Annotated in this window: 13 protein-coding genes; 1 reads left to right on the plus strand and 12 read right to left on the minus strand. The window is 64.3% G+C overall.

Annotated features, from left to right (window positions below):
- Nucleotides 1-123 precede the first annotated feature (123 nt).
- The 3 genes from AB7008_RS05625 to AB7008_RS05635 are packed head-to-tail and all read right to left on the minus strand — an operon-like array spanning nucleotide 124 to nucleotide 3,667.
- Nucleotides 124-855, minus strand: a complete 732-nt coding sequence (locus AB7008_RS05625) for an ABC transporter ATP-binding protein (RefSeq protein WP_014498276.1) — start codon at nucleotides 853-855, stop codon at nucleotides 124-126.
- Nucleotides 852-2,621 carry a branched-chain amino acid ABC transporter ATP-binding protein/permease gene (locus AB7008_RS05630; protein WP_049812996.1) on the minus strand — a complete coding sequence of 590 codons (1,770 nt, stop codon included), beginning with the start codon at nucleotides 2,619-2,621 and terminating at the stop codon, nucleotides 852-854. Before AB7008_RS05630 ends, AB7008_RS05625 begins: the two co-directional genes overlap by 4 nt.
- A 5-nt stretch (nucleotides 2,622-2,626) precedes the next feature.
- Nucleotides 2,627-3,667 (minus strand): branched-chain amino acid ABC transporter permease, encoded by a 1,041-nt coding sequence (locus AB7008_RS05635; protein ID WP_441258605.1) that lies wholly within the window; start codon nucleotides 3,665-3,667, stop codon nucleotides 2,627-2,629.
- Between the two features lie 175 nt (nucleotides 3,668-3,842).
- Between AB7008_RS05635 and AB7008_RS05640 the strand changes: the two genes are divergently transcribed.
- Nucleotides 3,843-4,364, plus strand: coding sequence for a MarR family winged helix-turn-helix transcriptional regulator (locus AB7008_RS05640; RefSeq protein ID WP_028157357.1), 522 nt, complete (start codon nucleotides 3,843-3,845; stop codon nucleotides 4,362-4,364).
- 155 nt (nucleotides 4,365-4,519) lie between these two features.
- Here the strand turns inward: AB7008_RS05640 and AB7008_RS05645 are convergent, their stop codons facing one another.
- From AB7008_RS05645 to AB7008_RS05685, 9 genes are all read right to left on the minus strand, one after another.
- Complete coding sequence (locus tag AB7008_RS05645) at nucleotides 4,520-5,803, minus strand: glycerate kinase type-2 family protein (RefSeq protein ID WP_304492728.1); 1,284 nt, start codon at nucleotides 5,801-5,803, stop codon at nucleotides 4,520-4,522.
- A 194-nt stretch (nucleotides 5,804-5,997) separates the two neighbouring features.
- A complete protein-coding gene (locus AB7008_RS05650) occupies nucleotides 5,998-7,227 on the minus strand; it encodes an ABC transporter substrate-binding protein (RefSeq protein ID WP_028151942.1) in 1,230 nt (409 codons plus the stop codon).
- 240 nt (nucleotides 7,228-7,467) lie between these two features.
- Complete coding sequence (locus AB7008_RS05655; RefSeq protein WP_028157360.1) at nucleotides 7,468-8,694, minus strand: ABC transporter substrate-binding protein; 1,227 nt, start codon at nucleotides 8,692-8,694, stop codon at nucleotides 7,468-7,470.
- A 142-nt stretch (nucleotides 8,695-8,836) separates the two neighbouring features.
- Nucleotides 8,837-10,066: an ABC transporter substrate-binding protein gene (locus tag AB7008_RS05660; protein ID WP_304492729.1), complete on the minus strand. Its 1,230-nt coding sequence runs from the start codon at nucleotides 10,064-10,066 to the stop codon at nucleotides 8,837-8,839.
- A gap of 40 nt (nucleotides 10,067-10,106) precedes the next feature.
- On the minus strand, nucleotides 10,107-11,126 hold the full coding sequence (locus AB7008_RS05665; protein ID WP_028151939.1) for a branched-chain amino acid ABC transporter permease: 1,020 nt from the start codon (nucleotides 11,124-11,126) through the stop codon (nucleotides 10,107-10,109).
- Between the two features lie 2 nt (nucleotides 11,127-11,128).
- A complete protein-coding gene (locus AB7008_RS05670) occupies nucleotides 11,129-12,007 on the minus strand; it encodes a branched-chain amino acid ABC transporter permease (RefSeq protein ID WP_014498267.1) in 879 nt (292 codons plus the stop codon).
- Between the two features lie 12 nt (nucleotides 12,008-12,019).
- Nucleotides 12,020-12,733: an ABC transporter ATP-binding protein gene (locus AB7008_RS05675; protein WP_014498266.1), complete on the minus strand. Its 714-nt coding sequence runs from the start codon at nucleotides 12,731-12,733 to the stop codon at nucleotides 12,020-12,022.
- Nucleotides 12,730-13,527 (minus strand): ABC transporter ATP-binding protein, encoded by a 798-nt coding sequence (locus tag AB7008_RS05680; protein ID WP_028151938.1) that lies wholly within the window; start codon nucleotides 13,525-13,527, stop codon nucleotides 12,730-12,732. The genes AB7008_RS05675 and AB7008_RS05680 overlap by 4 nt, the downstream gene beginning before the upstream one ends.
- Nucleotides 13,528-13,593: 66 nt before the next feature.
- A complete protein-coding gene (locus AB7008_RS05685) occupies nucleotides 13,594-14,460 on the minus strand; it encodes an IclR family transcriptional regulator (RefSeq protein WP_014498264.1) in 867 nt (288 codons plus the stop codon).
- Nucleotides 14,461-14,481 lie beyond the last annotated feature (21 nt).

Here is a 14,481-nt window from a genome sequence, read left to right on the forward strand (position 1 = left end):
AGAGCCCCTCATCAGGCGGTATAGCCGCCGATGCGAAGCATCGGCGTTCTTAAGAACGGCGGCCGAGGCCGCCTATGCCACCTTCTCGTGCAAGGGGAGAAGGAAGAGGAGCCAGCCAGGCAATCAGATCACACTCGCGCCTTCGTGCTGGAAGCCGAGATAGCTGGCCGCCACGCGCTCGTTCGCCGCGATATCGCTGGCCTTGCCGCTGAGCACGAACTCGCCGAGTTCCATCACATAGGCCTGGTCCGCGATCTTCAGCGCGGCCTGCGCGTTCTGCTCGACCAGCAGCACGGAGACACCACCGGCGCGGAGCTCGGTGACGATCCGGAAGATGTCGGCGACGATGATCGGGGCGAGGCCGAGGCTCGGCTCGTCCAGCATCAAGAGCTTCGGCTCGCCCATCAGCGCGCGGCCCATCGCGAGCATCTGCTGCTCGCCGCCGGAGAGGGTGCCCGCCAACTGCTTGCGCCGCTCCTTCAGCCGCGGGAACAGCGTGTAGACGCGCTCCATCGAGGCTTTCGCCTTGCTGCGCTCGATGCGGAAGGCCCCCAGCTCGAGATTGTCCTCGACATTCATGGTCACGAACAGCTCGCGGTGCTCTGGAACGAGGCCGAGCCCCATCGCGACGCGGTCCTCGATGTCGAGCCGTGACAGATCTTGTCCTGCGAAGGCGACACGGCCTTTCAGTGGCAAAATGCCCATGATGGCGGAGAGCAGCGTGGTCTTGCCGGCGCCATTGGCCCCGACGATGGTGACGATCTGGTTGGCGCCGACCTCGAGCGAGACCGAACGCACGGCCTCGACCTTGCCATATGCGACATGGGCGTCGGCGACGGACAACAGCGCGCTCATGCCGCCACTCCGAGATAGGCCTTGATCACTTCGGGATTGGTCTTGATCGTGGCGGGCGTGCCTTCCGCGATCTTGGTGCCGAAATCGAGCACCACGATGCGGTCGGCGAGGTTCATCACGAAGCCCATGTCGTGCTCGACAAGAAGCACGCTCATGCCGCCGTCGCGCAATTCGCGCAGCAGCGCGGCAAGGCGCTGCTTCTCCATGTGGCGCAGGCCGGCGGCCGGCTCGTCGAGCAGTAGCAGCATCGGATCGACGCACAGCGCACGCGCGATCTCGACGATGCGCTGCTGGCCGAGCGAGAGCGAGCCTGCGAGCTGATGCATCTGCTCGGCGAGGCCCACGCGCTCGATCTGGCGGGCGGCCTCCGCGAGCAGCCTCGCTTCATCGGCGCGGTCGAGCCGCAGCATCGAGGAGATCGGTCCCGAATGGCCGCGCAGATGCGCGCCGATCGCGACATTCTCCAGCACGGTCATGTCGGGGACGAGCTTCACATGCTGGAAGGTGCGGGAGATGCCGAGCTTGACGATCTCCTGCGGAGGCGCCCTGTCGACCTTCTTGCCGAGCACCGAGATCGAGCCCGAGGTCGCCGACAGCACGCCGGTGATCAGGTTGAACGTCGTGCTCTTGCCGGCGCCGTTCGGTCCGATCAAAGCGACGATCTCTTTCGCCTGCACGTCGAAGGAGACGTTGTTGACCGCGATCACGCCGCCGAACTGCTTTCGCGCCTTCTCGACCTGGAGCAGGACGCCGGACTGGCCGGCCGCGCGGGTGCGCTGCTCCAGTTTCAGCGAGGTGTCCGGCTTCTTGCCGCTGGTTCGTTCGGGCAGGAACGACATCAGCCAGGGCCAGACGCCGCCGGGCGCAAGCTGGAGCAGCGCCACCAGCATGATGCCGAACACGATGGTCTCGACCTGGCCGGAGCCGGGCAGGATCAGCGGTAAATAACTTTGCAGCACCTCCTTCAGGACCACGACGATCGCCGCGCCCAGCACGCCGCCCCAGACATAGCCGGCGCCGCCGACCACCGCGATGAAGAGATATTCGATGCCGGCCTGCGCGCCGAATGGCGTCGGGTTCACCGCGCGCTGGAGGTGCGCGTAGAGCCAGCCGGAGAGGCCGGCGAGCACCGCGGCGTGGATGAACACCAGGAGCTTGGCGCGCGGCGTGTGCACGCCGAACGCTTCGGCAGCGACGTGTCCGCGCCGCAGCGCGCGGATGGCGCGGCCGGTGCGGGAATCCAGCAGGTTCATCGTGAGCAGGGCCGAGAGGATCACGGCAACCCAGATCGCGTAATAGATCGAGCCGGGCGACAGCATCTTGAACGAACCGATCGACAGCGGCGGGATCGCCGAGATGCCGTCGTTTCTTCCCAAAAATTCCAGCTTGCTGAAGAGATAGAACAGGCCCAGCCCCCAGGCGAGCGTGCCGAGCGGCAGATAGTGCCCGGAGAGACGGACGGTCACCAGCCCGAGCAGGACCGCCAACGATCCGCTGACCAGCAGCGACAGCGGCAAGGTCAGCCACGGCGACAGGCCATAGGCCGTCGACAGCACCGCGGTGGTGTAAGCGCCGAAGCCGACGAAAGCCGCCTGGCCGAACGAGGTCAGGCCGCCGACGCCGGTGAGCAGCACGAGGCCCATCGCGACGAGGGCGGCAAGGCCGATATTGTCGAGCAGCACGATCCAGAACGGCGGCATGCCCGGGAGATGCGGGATCGCCGCCATGAGAAGCGCGAAGATGAGGATGGGAAGCCGGCTCTGCATGCGCGTCAGTCCTTCTCTTCCTCGACCGCGGGCGCGGCGAGCGAGCGCAGCAGCAGCACGGGGATCAGCAGCATGAAGACGATCACTTCCTTGTAGTTGGAGGCGTAGAAGGACGAGAACGCCTCGACGATGCCGACGACCAGCGCCGCGACGGCGGTGAGCGGATAGCTGACGAGGCCGCCGATGATCGCGGCGACAAAGCCCTTCAGGCCGATCAGGAAGCCGGAGTCGTAATAGAGCGTCGTGATCGGTACGATCATGATGCCCGACAGCGCGCCGATGACGGAGGCCAGCAGGAAGGCGATCTGCCCTGACAGCGTGGTGCGGATGCCGGCGAGGCGGGCGCCGAGCCGGTTCACGGCGGTCGCGCGCAGCGCCTTGCCGTAGAGCGTCAGCCCGAAGAACAGCCAGAGCCCGACGATGAAGGCGATGGTGATGGCGTAGACGGTGATGCTCTGGCCGGTGAAGCGCAGCGCGCCGGCGGTGAACGCGCCTGACAGCACGGCGGGTCCGCGCTGGCCTTCGGCGCCGAAGAACAGCAGGCCGAGGCCCTGCAGCGCGAGGTGGACGCCCACCGATGCGATCAGCAGCACCAGCACGGAGGTGTGCGCCAGCGGCTGGAAGGCGATGCGGTAGAGATAGAGGCCGATCGTCGCCACGATCACCAGCGACAGCGCGATGCAGACCGCCACCGGCGGCTTCTGGGCGGCGAAGTAGATGGTCAGCGCCAGCACGATGGCTGGCAGCACGACATTGGTGACGAGGCTGCGCACGATCAGGCGGCCGTGCAGCGCCTTGCGCGCCACGAACAGGTCGAACACGAAGGCGCCGATGCCCAGCGCCAGCGCGAGCTTTGCCGTGCCCGGCATCTGGCCCGCCGCCAGCGAGGCATAGGTCAGCGCGCCGTAGGTGACGAATTCGCCCTGGGGAATGAGGATGACCCGCGTGACGGCGAACACCAGCACCAGCGCCAGGCCGAGCAGCGCATAGATCGCGCCATTGGTGATGCCGTCCTGTACCAGGAACAGCATGATGGTGGTATTCAAGACCGGACGCTCCCCCTCAAGATCGGGACCGGCCTCCGCAATTGCGGTGGACGGTCCGCTCACAGCCATTGAAACGCTGACGATATTTGATATGGTCCATAACAATTATCAAATATAACTTCAAGGGTGGGTGGACGACCCGCCCCGAATTTAGCGGGATCACGAGCACGAGGCGATGACCGTTTCCAAAACCGCTGAAAAGTCTTCTGAAAAGCCCGGCGACGCGGCCAAGGGCCGCAAGGACGCGGCCGAGGCCCAGCCCGAAGCCCTCCAGCTTGGCGAGCTCTCCGAGCAGCTCGGCTACGTGCTGAAGCGGGCGCAGCTCAAGGTGTTCGAGAACTTCTTGCGCTGCATGGCCTCGCTCCAGCTCACGCCCGCGCAGTTCTCGGTGCTGCTGCTGGTCGAGAAGAATCCGGGCCGTAACCAGACCGAGATCGCCTCGACGCTGGGCATCCTGCGCCCGAACTTCGTGGCGATGCTCGACAATCTGGAGAGCCGCGACCTCTGCGCCCGGATCCGCTCCACCAACGACCGCCGCTCGCACATCCTGGTGCTGACCGACAAGGGCAAGGCCGTGCTGACCCGGGCGAAAAAGCTCGTCGCCACCAAGCACGAGTCCCGGCTGAACGAGCTGCTCGGGCAGTCCAACCGCGAAGCCCTGATCGAGATGCTCTCGAAGATCGCGAACGAGTTTTGACTCTTACCCTCCCCTGGAGGGGGAGGGTCGGCGCGAAGCGCCGGGGTGGGGTGATCTCTCCACACGGGCAGCGTTCGTTGTGGAGGCACCGTCACCCCACCCCGCTCGCGCTGCGCGCGATCGACCCTCCCCCTCCAGGGGAGGGTAAGCGCGCCTCAATCCACCAAAATCACCCGGATATCGTTCACGTTCGTCAGCGTCGGTCCCGGCATCAGCAGATCGCCGGTCGCCTCGAAGAACGTCGTCGCGTCGTTGTTGTCCAGATACGCCTGCGGCTGCAGCGCCAGCGCCTTCATCTTCGCGAAGGTTGCCGCATCGATCAGCGCGCCGGCGGGATCGGTGGGGTGGCCGGCGCCGCCATCGGCGCCGTCGGTGTCGCCGGCGAGAGCGGAGATATCAGGCGTGTCCTTCAGCAGCGAGGCTAACGCCAGCGCGTATTCCTGGTTCGGGCCGCCGCGCCCATTGCCGCGCACGGTGACCGTGAGCTCGCCGCCGGAGAGGATCGCAAGGCGCTTGCCCTGCGCGCGTGCTTGAAGCGCGAGCCTGGCGTGATCGGCCGCGACCTCGCGGGCCTCGCCTTCGAGATCGGCGCCGAGATCGATGGTCTCGTAGCCCGCTTCCTTGGCGAGCTTCACCGCGGCGTCAAGCGATTGCTTGGGCCGCGCGATCAGCTCGAAATGCGCACGCGCGAAGGCGGCGTCACCCGGCTTGCAGCTTTCGTTGGCGGGATCGTCGAGCGCGCGGCGGACGGCGTCGTCGATGGCGAGCTTGTATTTCGCGACGATCGCGCGCGCATCCGCCAGCGTGGTCGGGTCCGGCACGGTGGGACCGGAGGCGATCGCGGACGGATCGTCGTGCGGCACGTCGGAAATCGCCAGCGTCACGATCTCGGCGGCATTCTTGCCGGCGCGCGCCAGCCGGCCGCCCTTGATGCGCGACAAATGCTTCCTGACCGTGTTCATCTCGCCGATCGGCGCGCCCGAGCGGAGCAGCGCCTTGTTGACCGCCTGCTTCTGCGCGAAGCTGATGCCGTCCACCGGCGCGATCCAGTTCGCCGAGCCGCCGCCGGTGAGCAGCACCAGCAGCAGATCGTCCGGCCCGGCCTCGCTTGCGAGCGCGAGCGTATCGGCGGCGCCCTTCAGGCCGGCTTCATCGGGCACGGGGTGACCGGCCTCGACCACGCGGATGCGGCGCGTCGGCACGCCATAGCCGTGGCGCGTGGTGGCGATGCCGACGAGGCGCTCCGGCGCGAGCTTGAGCGTATCGAGATAGTGCCGCTCGGCGGCCGCGGCCATCGCACCCGCGCCCTTGCCGGCCGCGAGGCAGATCACGCGCCCTTTCGGCGCGGGCCGCAGATGCGGCGCTAGAATCGTGCTGGGATGGGCGGCGGCAACGGCGGCGTCGTAGAGCGCGCGGAGCAGGGGACGTCGGTCGGTCATGACGATGGCCTTCGGCGGACAGGGAGCAACTGGCGAGATATCGCCGATCACTTGCCTACCGCATCACGCGGACAAGCGTAAGCGGCCTTTGCCATCATTCGATTGTGCAATCGCGTGATTATAATCGGCGTACAATAGAAAGCCCCCTGCGATGGTCTCGCAGCGGGCTTTCCGTCGTCTCGTCTTTAAGGCGGCTAGCCGCCGACGTCGGCGCTGATCACGTCTCCGAACAGCTCCCACTTCTCGCCCTTGAACTTCTCGAGTTGAAGCTGGCTGATCGGCGCGAAATCGGTCGGCGAGGTGTTGATCTTGACGCCCGGCAGCAGCGCCTCGGTGCGGAAGTCCTTCACGTTCGCCGCCTGCTTCATGACGTTCTCGCGCGTGAGATTGTCACCGCACTGCTTCAAGACCTGGACCAGCGTCTGTGCCACGGCATAGCCGACGATGGTGCCCTTATCGAGCTTGTCACCCTCGGGGAAGTATTTGGTCATGAACGCCAGAAACTCCTTCATGCCGGGATCGTTGTTCCACGCGGGATCCGACACGTCCTTCAGATAGTCGGCCGAGATGATGTCCTGGCCGTTCTCGAAGCCGGCCGGCTTCATCACGCTGCCGACGGAGGCCGAGACGTTGTTGAGGAAGTGCAGCGGCTTCCAGCCGATCTCGGCATTCTTCTTGATCGCCTGGGCGGCGAATTTCGGCGTCGTGATGTTCATGAAGACGTCGGCGCCGGTCGACTTCAGCTTGACGATGTGGTTGTCGATGGTCGGTTCGGAAGTCTCGTAGCTCTCTTCGATGACGATCATCGAGGCGGCCTTGGACCCTAAGCCATCCTTGAGGCCCTTGAGATAGTCCTTGCCGTAATCGTCGTTCTGGTAGAGCACCGCGATCTTGGCGTCCGGCTTGTTCTTGAGCAGCCACTTCGCATAGATCTGCGTCTCGCTCTGGTAATTGGGCTGCCAGCCCATGGTCCAGGGGAAGTTCTGCGGATCGTTCCACTTGGTGGCGCCGGTCGCGACGAACAGCTGCGGCACCTTCTTCGAGTTCATGTATTTGTGGATCGCCGAGTTCGGCGGCGTGCCGAGCGAGTTGAAGATGAACAGCACCTCGTCGCTCTCGACCAGCTTGCGGGCCTGCTCCACCGTCTTCGGCGGCGAGTAGGCGTCGTCATAGGAGATGTAATTGATCTTGCGGCCGTTGATGCCGCCCTCGTCGTTGATCTTCTTGAAATAGGCGGCTTCGGTCCGCCCGATGATGCCGTAGGCGGAGGCCGGTCCGCTGTAGGGCATGATGTTGCCGATCTTGATTTCGGTGTCGGTCGCGCCGGTATCGTATTTCTTCTGGGCCGATGCAGTGGAGGCCGAGGCCGCAATGAGCGCAAGCGCCAGTGACGCAGCCGCAAGTTTGCCGGTGACAGCGGGCATTCCTATCTCCCTATTTTCTTGGTGTGTGTGCGTCCCTTTTCTTGGCTTGATGATTTTTGGCGGCGCGGACGCAATTCAATACGATTTACCGGGGGCCTTCAACAGAAAGCCCCCGCGGCTGTGTCGCAGGGGCTGCTCCTTTAGTAGTCAGGGACCGGCGCGCGCCCGTGTGCGACTGCGAGACGGCGCGGCTGTCTTGAGTTGATTAATCAGCCGGAAGCGATTTTGAGTTGCGCGGCCTCAATGGCCGAGCTCGCTCGAGATGATGTCGCCGAACAGCTCCCATTTCCTGCCCTTGAACCGCATCATCTGGAGCTGCTCGATCGGGGCGAAATTATCGGCGGAGGTGTTGATCTTGATGCCGGGCAGCAGCGTGTCGGGCTCGAAATCCTTCAACGAAGCGGCCTGCTTCATGACGTTCTCATGGGTGAGCTCGTCGCCGCACATCTGCAGCACCTTCACCATGGTCTGGGCCGCGGCATAGCCGAACACCACGCCGGCATCGAGCTTGTTGGCCTTGGGGTCGTACTGCGCGAGGAAGTTATAGAATTTCTTCATGCCGTCATCGGCATTCCATTGCGGGTCGGAGCCGTCCTTGGTGTAGCTCGCCGACAGGATGCCTTGCGAGATCTCCAGGCCCGCGGGCTCGAGCACGCCGCCGACCGACGCCGAGACGTTGGAGATGATGTGGACCGGATGCCAGTTGATCTCGGCCGCCTTCTTGATCGCCTGCGCGGCGAATTTCGGCGTGGTGATGCTGAGGAAAACGTCGGCGCCCGAGGCCTTCAGCTTCACGACGTGCTCGTCGATCGCGGGCTCCGACGTGTCGTAGCTGTCTTCGAGCACGATCATCGACGCCTTGGCCCCTAAGCCGTCCTTCAGCCCCTTCAGATAGTCCTTGCCGAAATCGTCGTTCTGGTAGAGCACGCCGATCTTCGCGTCCGGCTTTTCCTTCATGATGTATTTGGCGTAGATGCGCGCCTCGCTGGCGTAGCTCGGCTGCCAGCCCATGGTCCACGGATATTGCTTCGGATCGTTCCACTTGGAGGCGCCGCTCGCCACGAACAGCTGCGGCACCTTCTTCTCGTTCATGTATTTGCGGATGGCGCCGTTGGTGGAGGTGCCGAGCGAGCCGAAGATCAGCAGCACACCGTCGCTCTCGACCAGCTTGCGCGCCTGCTCCACCGTCTTCGGCGGCGAATAGCCGTCGTCGTAGGAGATGAACTTGATCTTGCGGCCGTTGATGCCGCCCTCGGCATTGATCTTGTTGAAATAGGCTTCCTCGGCCTTGCCGATCGCGGCATAGGCGGAGGCCGGCCCGCTATAGGGCATGATGTTGCCGATCTTGATCTCGGTATCGGAAGCGCCGCTGTCGTATTTCTTTTGCGCCAGTGCCGGGCTGCTCACCGCAGTGCACAAAGCGAGCGCGGCCGAAACGGCCGCAACCTGAAATCGAACGACAGTCATCTTTCTCCACCCGGAATGGATCGGCGCCGCATTGAACAAGATTGACGCCTGACGTCAACAAAAAGCCCCCGCGGTCGCCCGCGGGGGCTTTGTCAGATTTGACTAGACTTGAACTAACCAGATTTGGACTATTGCGTCAGCGTCACTCGGAAGCGACGTCGCCGCTGATGATCTCGCCGAAGAGTTCCCACTTCTCGCCCTTGAAGCGCTGCATCTGGAGCTGCGAGATCGGGGCGAAGTCGGTGGCGCTGGTGTTGATCTTGACGCCGGGCAGCAGCGTGTCCGGTGCAAAATCCTTCAAGGAAGCGGCCTGCTTCATCAGGTTGGCGCGGGTGAGGTCGTCACCGCACATTTCCAGCGTCTTGACCAGGGTCGACGCTGCGCCGTAGCCGTAGACCATGCCGGTGTCGGTCTTGTCGGCGCCGGGCATGTACTTGTCGACGAACTCGTTCCACTTCTTCATGCCGGGGTCGTTGGTCCACTGCGGGTCGGTGGAGTCCTTGGCATAGGCCGCCGACAGCACGTCCTGCGAGGCCTCGAAGCCGGCCGGCTTCATCACGCTGCCGACCGAGATCGACACGTTGGTGAGGATCTGCAGCGGCTTCCAGCTGAGCTCGGCGGTCTTCTTGATGGTCTGGGCCGCGAACTTCGGCGTCGCGTAGATCAGCAGCACGTCGGGATTGGCCGCCTTGATCTTGACGATGTGGCCGTCGATCGACGGCTCGGAGATCTCGTAGCTCTCTTCCATGATGATCATGGACGCGCCCTTGGCCCCGAGACCGTCCTTGGTGCCCTTGAGGTAGTCTTTGCCGAAATCGTCGTTCTGGTAGAGGATCGCGACCTTGGCGTTCGGCTTTTCCTTCATCAGCCATTTCGCGTAGATCTGCGCTTCGCTCTGGTAGGAGGGCTGCCAGCCGATGGTCCAGGGGAAGTTCTTCGGGTCGTTCCACTTGGTCGCGCCGGTGGCGACGAAGAGCTGCGGGATCTTCTTGGCGTTCAGGTACTTCTGGATCGCGGTGTTCGAGGGCGTGCCGAGCGGATTGTACACGGCCAGCACTTCGTCGCTCTCGACCAGCTTGCGGACCTGCTCGACGGCCTTCGGCGGCGAATAGGCGTCGTCATAGGTGACGAAGTTGATCTTGCGGCCGTTGATGCCGCCCTTGTCGTTGATCATCTTGAAATAGGCTTCTTCGGTCTTGCCGATGATGCCATAGGCCGACGCCGGACCGCTGTACGGCATGATGTTGCCGATCTTGATCTCGGTGTCGGACGCGCCGGTGTCGTATTTCTTCTGGGCAAGTGCTGCGCCGGAGGTGAGGGTCACGACCGCCGTTACGAGTGCGGTGGTTCGCAGTATTCTTCCGAAAAGCAATTGGGTCTCCTTGGTTAAAACAACAGTCTTGATGGACGCTTCAGTTCTTCCTGAGCCGGCCGGCGAGCTGCTGGCCCAGGATCGCGACCTGCCTTGCGCCATGCGGCACGAGGTAGATGACGAGGAACAGGAGCACGCCGAACACCGCGCCGGAGAGGCCCTTGGAGATGCCCTCCGCGATGTTCGGCACGAAGATGATGAAGGCTGCGCCGACGATCGAGCCGGGCAGCCAGCCGACGCCGCCGACGACCATGCCGAGGAACAGCGAGATCGCGAGCGTGATGGTGTAGCTGTCGGGCGCGACGAACTGCACGGCGATGGCGCCGAGCGAGCCGGCGATGCCGGTGATGGCGGCGGAGACGCCGAACGCCAGCGTCTTGTACAGCGCGACGTCGACGCCCATCGCGGATGCTGCGATCTCGTTGTCGCGGATCGCCATGAAGGCGCGGCCCGAGCGGGAACGCAGCAGGTTCACCGAGAAGATGTAGATCGCAATCACGACCACGAGCGTGAAGTAGTACAGCCACATGTCCTGCGACATCGGCAGGCCGAACGGCGCGTCCGGCTTGGTGACGACGAGGCCCTGCACGCCGCCGGTCCAGTGCTCGAGGAAGTTCAGCTTGAGGAGCTGCGGCATGGCGGTGGCGAGCGCGAAGGTCGCGAGCGCGAGGTAGACGCCGGAGAGCCGCAGCGCCGGCTGCCCGAACAGGAAGCCGAAGCCGAAACAGACGACGCCGGCGATCGGCAGCGTCAGCGCGTAATTGACGTTGAAATGCTCCATCAGCACCGCGGTCGTATAGGCGCCGACCGCGTAGAACGCGCTCTGGCCGAGCGAGAACTGGCCGCTTCCGCCGGTCAGGATGTTCAGCGCCAGCACCGCGAGCCCGTAGATCAGGAGCATCGTCATCTGGAAGATGATGAAGTTCTTGACGAAGACGGGTGCGATCAGCAGTGCCGCGAGCACCACCAGCGACGTGCCGGTGCCCAGCGTCATGGCCCGCTTCGGAACGGCCTCGACCGCCTCGTGGCCTTCTGCAACGACTTCTTCTGCAGCGCTCATGATCAAACTCGCTTGACGATGTGCCGGCCGAACAGGCCAGCGGGTTTGACGACCAGGACGGAGATGATCAGCGCGAGCGCGATCGGGAGTTTCAGCTCATTGCCGACGCCGGGGATGTAGGTGCCGGCGAGGTTCTCGAAGATGCCGACCAGGAAGCCGCCGACCACCGCGCCGAACGGGCTGGTGAGACCGCCGAGCACCGCGGCGGCAAAGCCGTAGATCAGCACGCCGCCCATCATGTTGGGCTCGAGGAACACGACGGGGGCGATCAGCATGCCGGCGATCGCGCCGATCGCGGTCGCCATGCCCCAGCCGAGCGCGATCATCCAGGATGTGTTGATGCCGACGAGGCGGGCCGATTCAGGCACCGAGGCGGCCGCGCGCATGGCCAGGCCGATGCGCGTGTACTGGAAGAAGAAGTAGAGGCCGAGCAGCAGCAGCACCGTGACGCCGATCATGCCGGCCTGGTGGGTCGAGATCAGCTGGCTGCCCAGGAACGGCGCGGAGCCGAACGGGGTCGGGTACTGCTTGATGGTGAAGTCCCAGATCAGGCCGGCCGAGGAGTTGATGATCGCAAACAGCGCGATGAAGCCAGCCACGTTGGTCAGCACCGGCGCTTTCGCCAGCGGCTTGAACAGGATGCGCTCGATCGCGATGCCGGCGACGAAGGAGAGCGCCAGCGTGATGACGAAGGCGGCCCAGTAGGGCACGCCCCACTGCATCAGCTGCCAGGAGATGAAGGTCGAGAACATCGCCATCTCGCCCTGCGCGAAGTTGAGATGGTCGATCGCCTGGTAGATCATGACCACGGCGAGCGCCATGCAGGCGTAGATCGCGCCCGTGGCGATGCCGGCCAGCACTTGGTTGGTGAACAGCTCCATCGTGCCGGCTCCTCAGTAACCCAGATAGGATTTGCGGATTTCTTCGTTGTTCGCGATGTCCTTGGCATTGCCCGACATCACGATGCGTCCGGTCTCGATCACATAGGCCTGGTCGGCGAGCTCGAGCGCGAGCTGGGCGTTCTGCTCGACCACCAGGATCGACACCTTGTCCTCGCGGTTGATCTTGCCGAGGATGCCGAACAGGTCGCGCACGACGAGCGGCGCCAGTCCGAAGGACGGCTCGTCGAGCAGCATCAGGCGCGGCCGCAGCATCAGCGCGCGGGCGACCGCGAGCATCTGCTGCTCGCCGCCCGAGAGCGTGCCGGCCTGCTGGGTGTGGCGCTGCTTCAGCACCGGGAAATGCGCGTACATGCGCTCGATGTCGGAGACGATGCCGGCGCTGTCCTTGCGGGTGATGGCCCCGAGCTGGAGGTTCTCCTCGACCGTCATGGTCGTGAAGGTGCCGCGGCCCTGCGGCACGTGGGCGATGCCGAACCGCACGATGCTCTCGGTGGAGCGGTTGCTCAGCGGCTTGCCCTCGAACTCGATCGCACCGGTGGAACGCACCATGTTGCAGATCGCGCGCAGGGTCGTGGTCTTGCCGGCGCCATTGGCGCCGAGCAGCGTCGTCAACGATCCCTCGTTGAGCGAGAAGGACAGGCCATGGAGCGCCTGGACCTGGCCGTAATAGGCGCGCAGGTCCTTGACGTTGAGCAGCGTCGTCATTGGTCCTTGCTCCCGAGATAGGCCTTGATGACGTCGGGGTCCGCCTGCACCTGGGCCGGCGTGCCTTCCGCGAGCTTCTTGCCGAAATTCAGCGCGACGACGTGGTCGGCGATCGACATCACGAGGCCCATGTGGTGCTCGACCAGCAGCACGGTCATGTGGCGGTCGTCGCGGATGCGGCGGATGAGGTCGCCGAGCACGTAGACTTCCTCGTGGTTGAGGCCGCCGGCGGGCTCGTCGAGCAGTAGGATCTTCGGGTCGGCCGCGAGCGCGCGCGCCAGCTCGACGCGCTTCTGCGTGCCGAAGGGCAGGCCGGACACGATGGTGTGGGCGACGTCCTCGAGTTTGAGATAGGCGAGGATCTCCTGCACCTTCTTGTTGACGTCGGTCTCGCTGCGCCGGACCCAGGCCAGCCTCAGGGAGTCGCTGATGATGTCGCTGGAGGTCTTCGAATGGGCGCCGACGCGGACGTTATCCATCACCGAGAGGTTCGGAAACAGCGCCACGTTCTGGAAGGTGCGGCCGATGCCGATCTCGGCGATCCGGTGCGGAGGCCGCGACAGGATGCTCACGCCTTCCATCAGGATGTCGCCCGACGACGGCTGATAGAGCCGCGAGAGGCAGTTGAAGAGCGTGGTCTTGCCGGCGCCGTTGGGGCCGATCAATCCGAGGATCTGGCCCTTGTGCATGTCAAAGGACACGCCGTTGAGCGCGATGATGCCGCCGAACACGACGCTGACGTCGCGAACCGCGAGCAGGGGCGATGTCCCCCGCGCGAGCTGTGCCTGCGTCATCTCGTCTCGCCCACACACGTCAGTGGGCGAAGGGGCGATGCGAACCGCTCCCGGTGATGACAAAGGCTATCTGAACCCCTCGGCCACACGCGCAACTTTTCCTCCTGATTTCAGCTTTTTGCTGACTTCTTTTTTGGATTGCGGCATCAGTCCCCCGAGTGCCGCTTCAATGTTCCTTACCATCGCCAGCAGACGCGGTCCAATGTCGTTGATCAAACGCTCTTCCGTGAAGCGGAATGCGGGCGCGCCGCAATTGAATGCGTAAGGTCCGGTTCCGTCGTTGAGCTTGAGCGCGACGCCGGCGGCGCCGATGTCGTCATGCCAGTCGCCGACGGACATCGCGAAACCGTATTTCGCGACCGTTTCGCCCGAACGTTCCAGTCCGTCGCGCATCTTCGGCCACCGGCTGCCGTAATGTTCGCGCAGGATGCGGGACACCTCGGCGCGGCCCTCTTCGTCGAGCGCCCAGAAATAGGCACGGCCCATCGCGCTGGTTGCAATCGGCACGCGGGAGCCGACGTCCAGTTGAACGCCGACTGTCTCGCTGCCGCGACTTTGCCCGAAATAGATCATGCTGTGACGGTCGCGGCCGCCGATTGCGACGGCGCCGCCGGTCGCGCGCATCACTTCCTCGCGAAATGGCTCGGACAAATGCCGAACGCCGAGATTGGATAGCGCCGCATAGCCGAGCGCCATCGCGGCGGGCGCGAGCTGATACTTCTCGAAACGGGGAACCGGTGTCAGATAACCGAGCTTCGTCAACGTGTAGGTCAGGCGCGAAACGGTCGGCTTAGGCAGGTTGGTACGCGCAGCGATCTCCTGGTTGCCGAGAAGTCCGTCGCTGGGTTGGAATGCGCGCAAAACATCTAGTCCGCGGGAAAGCGCGACGACGAAATTCCGATCGGTCGCAGTCTTCTTGCCTGTACGCTTCATCCCTGATCTGCTTCTTGCGCG

Origin of the sequence: Bradyrhizobium sp. 521_C7_N1_3, assembly GCF_052075975.1 — a bacterium.
GTDB classification, from domain to species: domain Bacteria; phylum Pseudomonadota; class Alphaproteobacteria; order Rhizobiales; family Xanthobacteraceae; genus Bradyrhizobium; species Bradyrhizobium japonicum.

Excerpts from the sequence above, each read along its gene's own strand:
- AB7008_RS05625 (WP_014498276.1), bottom strand. The coding sequence starts at position 855 with ATGAGCGCGCTGTTGTCCGTCGCCGACGCCCATGTCGCATATGGCAAG.
- AB7008_RS05630 (WP_049812996.1), bottom strand. The coding sequence starts at position 2,621 with ATGCAGAGCCGGCTTCCCATCCTCATCTTCGCGCTTCTCATGGCGGCG.
- AB7008_RS05640 (WP_028157357.1), top strand. The coding sequence starts at position 3,843 with ATGACCGTTTCCAAAACCGCTGAAAAGTCTTCTGAAAAGCCCGGCGAC.
- AB7008_RS05645 (WP_304492728.1), bottom strand. The coding sequence starts at position 5,803 with ATGACCGACCGACGTCCCCTGCTCCGCGCGCTCTACGACGCCGCCGTT.
- AB7008_RS05650 (WP_028151942.1), bottom strand. The coding sequence starts at position 7,227 with ATGCCCGCTGTCACCGGCAAACTTGCGGCTGCGTCACTGGCGCTTGCG.
- AB7008_RS05655 (WP_028157360.1), bottom strand. The coding sequence starts at position 8,694 with ATGACTGTCGTTCGATTTCAGGTTGCGGCCGTTTCGGCCGCGCTCGCT.
- AB7008_RS05665 (WP_028151939.1), bottom strand. The coding sequence starts at position 11,126 with ATGAGCGCTGCAGAAGAAGTCGTTGCAGAAGGCCACGAGGCGGTCGAG.
- AB7008_RS05670 (WP_014498267.1), bottom strand. The coding sequence starts at position 12,007 with ATGGAGCTGTTCACCAACCAAGTGCTGGCCGGCATCGCCACGGGCGCG.
- AB7008_RS05675 (WP_014498266.1), bottom strand. The coding sequence starts at position 12,733 with ATGACGACGCTGCTCAACGTCAAGGACCTGCGCGCCTATTACGGCCAG.
- AB7008_RS05680 (WP_028151938.1), bottom strand. The coding sequence starts at position 13,527 with ATGACGCAGGCACAGCTCGCGCGGGGGACATCGCCCCTGCTCGCGGTT.
- AB7008_RS05685 (WP_014498264.1), bottom strand. The coding sequence starts at position 14,460 with ATGAAGCGTACAGGCAAGAAGACTGCGACCGATCGGAATTTCGTCGTC.